At 41.0% G+C, this 5,105-nt stretch carries 5 protein-coding genes and 1 pseudogene; all 6 read right to left on the bottom strand.

Annotated features, from left to right (window positions below; genetic code table 11):
- Positions 1 to 580, bottom strand: a pseudogene (locus HMPREF0027_RS11720) (transposase); the annotation flags it as partial.
- A 67-nt stretch (positions 581 to 647) separates the two neighbouring features.
- The gene (locus HMPREF0027_RS05980; protein ID WP_005623013.1) at positions 648 to 860 is read right to left on the bottom strand and encodes a helix-turn-helix transcriptional regulator; all 213 of its coding nucleotides are present in this window, start codon (positions 858 to 860) and stop codon (positions 648 to 650) included.
- A 269-nt stretch (positions 861 to 1,129) separates the two neighbouring features.
- The gene (guaA, locus tag HMPREF0027_RS05975; RefSeq protein ID WP_044024322.1) at positions 1,130 to 2,701 is read right to left on the bottom strand and encodes a glutamine-hydrolyzing GMP synthase; all 1,572 of its coding nucleotides are present in this window, start codon (positions 2,699 to 2,701) and stop codon (positions 1,130 to 1,132) included.
- Between the two features lie 165 nt (positions 2,702 to 2,866).
- Complete coding sequence (gene guaB / locus HMPREF0027_RS05970) at positions 2,867 to 4,333, bottom strand: IMP dehydrogenase (RefSeq protein ID WP_005623011.1); 1,467 nt, start codon at positions 4,331 to 4,333, stop codon at positions 2,867 to 2,869.
- Positions 4,334 to 4,490: 157 nt separating this feature from the next.
- Positions 4,491 to 4,781 (bottom strand): BrnA antitoxin family protein, encoded by a 291-nt coding sequence (locus tag HMPREF0027_RS05965; RefSeq protein ID WP_005623009.1) that lies wholly within the window; start codon positions 4,779 to 4,781, stop codon positions 4,491 to 4,493.
- Entirely contained in the window at positions 4,762 to 5,034 is a 273-nt protein-coding gene (locus HMPREF0027_RS05960; RefSeq protein ID WP_005623008.1) for a BrnT family toxin, read from the bottom strand. Before HMPREF0027_RS05960 ends, HMPREF0027_RS05965 begins: the two co-directional genes overlap by 20 nt.
- Positions 5,035 to 5,105: the final 71 nt, after the last annotated feature.

Here is a 5,105-nt window from a genome sequence, read left to right as displayed (position 1 = left end):
GATAAACGAACGTACTACGTTTTAAACCAGTCAAAGGGAGGAGGATGTCTAGGGGAAATCCACCCGCAACGTTTTTACGATGGCTGCTTTTGCCGCATTTTTTGTTGGTTGTATTCTCGCAACTTTTTTAGGTAAGCTACCTCCGCTTCCAGCTCTAAAATACGATAACGCAGACGTTCTTCCTCGGTTTTAGGTGGAGGAGGCATTTGGGGGTATTTCGGTTTCATTGTCGGACGACCTTTGGGCTTGGGTAATAAGCCGTTTATACCTTGTTCTTCAAAGATATGCAACCATTGGCTAATCGAACCTGAATTAGCAATACCAAAATGAAGGCGCTTTCTGCAGAAAATTGTCCTTTTTTGACCGCTTGTATGACGGTTAATTTGAATTCGGGGGAATATTTTTGCTTCTTACCCATCACCGCTAGCCTATTGATTCCATTATGATTAAATTGAGCAATCCATCGAGTTAAGGTTTTCTTGGATAATTGAAAATGTCGTTGAGTGAATAAACGGTTTTTGTCATTTTGAAGATAAAACTCGATGACTTGTTGTTTGAGTTGTTGGTTATATTTAGTCATAAAAAAATCTGCACCTTAATCTGTTAGAGGTTAGTCCAACTTTTGGGGGGCAGATCAAAACGGAGGCTTATTTCTCTATATGGGTTAGCAATACAAGCCATTTTGCGTATGACATGTCTGAATGAGCGGATGTGTTGTTTACATCCGTTTCCCATCTTATAACCATGCGTTGACTTGTACCAACGATTTTGGCTACATCGGCTTGGGTAAGATGATGAGCTTTTCTTATAGCTTTTAAATTATTAGGCGTATAACCTAGCTCCATTTCTTGGTACATCATTTAACCTATTTCGTGATTTTATAAATTTTGTCTTTGGGTTTAAGAGATTTGATTTTTGTGTCTGTTAGCATATTACGTCATTTTTACCGTTATCGAATTGACGGTATTTTCGGTCTTTTTTGTTGTATTGGCAATACTATACCGCCAAAAATATCGTCAGAAAAATAAACTAACATGAAATGCTATGAAATGGTGTGAGAAAAGCCTTGTTTTCACAAGGCTTTAAGCTATTTTTGAAATGAATTGAAAAGGCGTGAAAAGTAGAGATTTTATTCCCATTCAATCGTTGCAGGTGGTTTACCTGAAACATCATATACCACGCGGGAAATGCCGTTTACTTCATTGATAATACGGTTTGAGATTTTACCAAGTAAATCGTATGGTAAATGTGCCCAATGTGCAGTCATAAAGTCGATAGTTTTTACCGCACGGAGTGAAACGACCCAGTCGTATTTACGACCATCGCCCATTACACCCACCGATTTCACTGGTAGGAATACAGTGAATGCTTGGCTTACTTTGTAATACCAATCCGCTTTGTAGAGTTCTTCAATAAAGATTGCGTCCGCTTTACGGAGTAAATCGCAATATTCTTTTTTGATTTCGCCTAATACACGCACGCCTAAACCTGGGCCTGGGAATGGGTGGCGATTCAACATTTCTGCCGGTAAACCAAGTGCTAAACCGATTTTACGTACTTCATCTTTAAATAATTCACGTAATGGCTCAACTAAACCGAGTTTCATATAATCCGGTAAGCCGCCTACGTTGTGGTGAGATTTAATCACGTGTGCTTTACCGGTTTTACTTGCTGCCGATTCGATAACGTCAGGGTAGATTGTGCCTTGTGCTAACCATTTTACTGAAGTGAGTTTTTTCGACTCATCATCGAATACGTCCACAAACACTTTACCAATGGTTTTACGTTTTGCTTCTGGCTCATCAATACCTTTTAATGCATCTAAGAAACGATCTTCGGCATTTACACGAATGATGTTTAAACCGAATTTATCGCCGAACATTTCCATTACTTGATCGCCTTCATTTAAACGAAGTAAACCGTTATCTACGAATACACAGTGTAAGTTTTTGCCGATTGCACGATGTAGAAGAAGTGCAGTTACTGATGAATCCACGCCACCTGATAAGCCTAAAATCACTTCGTCATCGCCCACTTGCTCTTTAATACGAGCGACAGCGTCTTCGATAATATTTTCTGCCGTCCATTTACATTCACAGCCACAAATACTTACCACGAAGTTAGTTAATAGCTCTAAACCGCTTTTCGTGTGAGTTACTTCCGGGTGGAATTGTACACCGTAGAAACGACGGCTTTCGTCTGACATTGCTGCAATCGGGCAGGTTGGTGTTACACCAGTGATTTGGAAACCTTGCGGTAAACGAGTTACTTTATCGCCGTGGCTCATCCAAACGTCTAATTTCGGCTCAGAAGTGGTCAAATTATCGTTTAATTTTGCAAATAACGCATCGGCTGCTTGTAAATCAACTGAAGCATAGCCGAATTCACGGTGATCAGAAGTTTCAGTTAAACCGCCTAATTGCATCGCCATGGTTTGCATACCATAGCAAATGCCAAGCACAGGCACACCTGCGTTAAATACATATTCCGGCGCACGAGGGCTGTTTTCTTCAGTGGTACTTTCAGGACCACCTGAAAGAATAATTCCAGTCGGGTTAAATTCACGGATTTGTTCTTCGGTTACGTCCCACGCCCAAAGCTCGCAGTAAACCCCAATTTCACGCACACGACGTGCGATTAATTGCGTGTATTGTGAACCGAAGTCCAAAATTAAAATTTTATGATTGTGAATGTTGTTCATTTTGTTCTCTTTTTCATAAAAACCTAGGGCGAGCCGCCCTAGGTTACGCATAGTTGAGCTACTCTGTAGCTCTTGTTTATTTGTAATGCTCAGCTCTGGAGGAGCTGAATTATGCGTAACCCACGGCATAAGCCGTGGGTTGTGCTGCACAAGATAACCTAAGAATTAACCCATACGATAGTTCGGAGCTTCTTTAGTAATCGTTACGTCATGAACGTGTGATTCTTTGATACCTGCACCGCTAATGCGAACAAATTCCGCTTTGGTGCGTAGTTCATCAATAGTTGCACAGCCAGTTAAACCCATGCAAGAACGTAAGCCACCCATTTGTTGGTGGATGATTTCTTTTAAGTAACCTTTATATGGAATACGACCTTCGATACCTTCTGGTACAAGTTTGTCTGCAGCGTTATCAGATTGGAAATATCGGTCTGATGAACCTTTCGCCATAGCACCTAATGAACCCATACCACGGTAAGATTTAAATGCACGCCCTTGGTAAAGTTCGATTTCGCCTGGTGCTTCTTCAGTACCAGCAAACATAGAGCCAACCATTACACAGCTTGCGCCTGCTGCGATGGCTTTTGCAATATCGCCAGAGAAACGGATACCACCGTCAGCAATAACTGGAATACCACGATCTTTTAATGCCGCCGCTGCATCTGCGATAGCGGTGATTTGTGGCACGCCTACGCCTGTTACGATACGTGTAGTGCAAATTGAACCAGGCCCGATTCCCACTTTCACTGCACTAGCTCCTGCATCTGCTAATGCGATTGCACCTTCAGCCGTTGCTACGTTACCCGCAACGATAGGTAGGTTTGGATATTTCGCTCGAGTTTCACGCACGCGTTGTAATACGCCTTCTGAGTGACCGTGTGAAGAATCGATTAACAATACATCTACACCAGCTTTCACTAATGCGTCAATACGTTCTTCATTGCCTGCACCCGCTCCAACTGCAGCACCAACACGTAAACGACCAAATTCATCTTTACACGCATTTGGTTTTTGTTCTGCTTTTTGGAAGTCTTTAACGGTAATCATGCCTTTTAGTTTGAAGTTATCATCAACAACAAGCACTTTCTCAACACGGCGATCGTGCATTAATTCTAAGATCTTGTCACGAGTTGCATTTTCTTTTACGGTCACAAGACGCTCTTTAGGTGTCATTAATTTAGAGACAGGTTTGCTTAAGTCTTTCACAAAACGAGTATCACGACCAGTAATGATACCGACTAAATTATCTTCACCATCGACAACAGGGTAGCCGGCAAAACCGTTTTTCTTTACTAATTCGGCAAGTTCGGCAAGGGTAAGATCCGGTGATACGGTAACAGGCTCAGAAACGATACCGCTTTCAAATTTTTTCACTTTACGCACACGATCAGCTTGGCGTTCGATGGACATATTTTTGTGAATAAAGCCAATACCACCTTCTTGCGCTAAAGAAATCGCTAATTTGGTTTCGGTAACGGTATCCATTGCAGCTGAAAGCATTGGGATATTCAAACGAATCGTTTTGGTAAGTTGAGTTGAAAGATCTGCGGTATTTGGAAGCACGGTAGAATGTGCTGGGACGAGTAAAACATCATCAAAGGTAAGGCCTTCTTGTTTGATTCGTAATGCCATTTGCAATAGTTCCTTAAAAAATAAAATTGCTGTGTAGAAATTATTGCGAGCGAATTATACAGGTGTTTTACAAAGTTGTAAAATTGAATTTTGCGCAAACGGTTGCGGTTGGTTGTTTTTTGTAAAAAATCCATTAAATCTAACCGCTTGGATAATTTTATAATGCTTTCGAAACATAATCTTCTAGCACTTGATTCATTCGGCTTTGCCAGCCTTTTCTAGTGGACTTAAAAGCATCAATCACGGATTGCGAGTAACGAATGGTCACACTTACTTTCTTGGTTTGTGCAACAGGGCGACCACGTTTCCGCTCACGACTTTCAATTACCAATGCTTGTAATGCAGGGGGCATTTGTTCGAAAGTGAGGGCGTTATCAATATCTTCCTGTGTCCATTCAGGATTTTCATCGTCAATATAGCGAGGATCTTCAACGTCGATTAATTTCATATACTTTTACCTCTCTTGAATTGGCTTTACGGAAGCTAATAACTCTTAAGAATTTTCCTCGTGTACAGAAGACAAGAGTATGGACTCTTCCATTCTCTAGCCCCAATGCTTTGAATCTAGGCTCCGGATATTCAAAACGAGTATCTTGCCGAATATAAGCAGTTTCAAAATCAAATTGTTCTACAACCGAAAAAGGTAAACCTCTTTCTTGCTCGTTACGTAGGCTTTTTTGTTCATCGTATTCTAGCTTCATGCTTTGCCTCTACATTATCACGTTAAAATCAGACGCTAAAATAATTTTTTGTAACTACATTAATTTAGGGG

This window comes from Actinobacillus ureae ATCC 25976 (assembly GCF_000188255.1).
GTDB lineage: Bacteria > Pseudomonadota > Gammaproteobacteria > Enterobacterales > Pasteurellaceae > Actinobacillus > Actinobacillus ureae.
Note: the sequence above shows the minus strand (reverse complement) of the source record. Positions and strands in the feature narration are given on the sequence as shown.

Excerpts from the sequence above, each read along its gene's own strand:
- HMPREF0027_RS05980 (WP_005623013.1), bottom strand. The coding sequence starts at position 860 with ATGATGTACCAAGAAATGGAGCTAGGTTATACGCCTAATAATTTAAAA.
- guaA (WP_044024322.1), bottom strand. The coding sequence starts at position 2,701 with ATGAACAACATTCACAATCATAAAATTTTAATTTTGGACTTCGGTTCA.
- guaB (WP_005623011.1), bottom strand. The coding sequence starts at position 4,333 with ATGGCATTACGAATCAAACAAGAAGGCCTTACCTTTGATGATGTTTTA.
- HMPREF0027_RS05965 (WP_005623009.1), bottom strand. The coding sequence starts at position 4,781 with ATGAAATTAATCGACGTTGAAGATCCTCGCTATATTGACGATGAAAAT.
- HMPREF0027_RS05960 (WP_005623008.1), bottom strand. The coding sequence starts at position 5,034 with ATGAAGCTAGAATACGATGAACAAAAAAGCCTACGTAACGAGCAAGAA.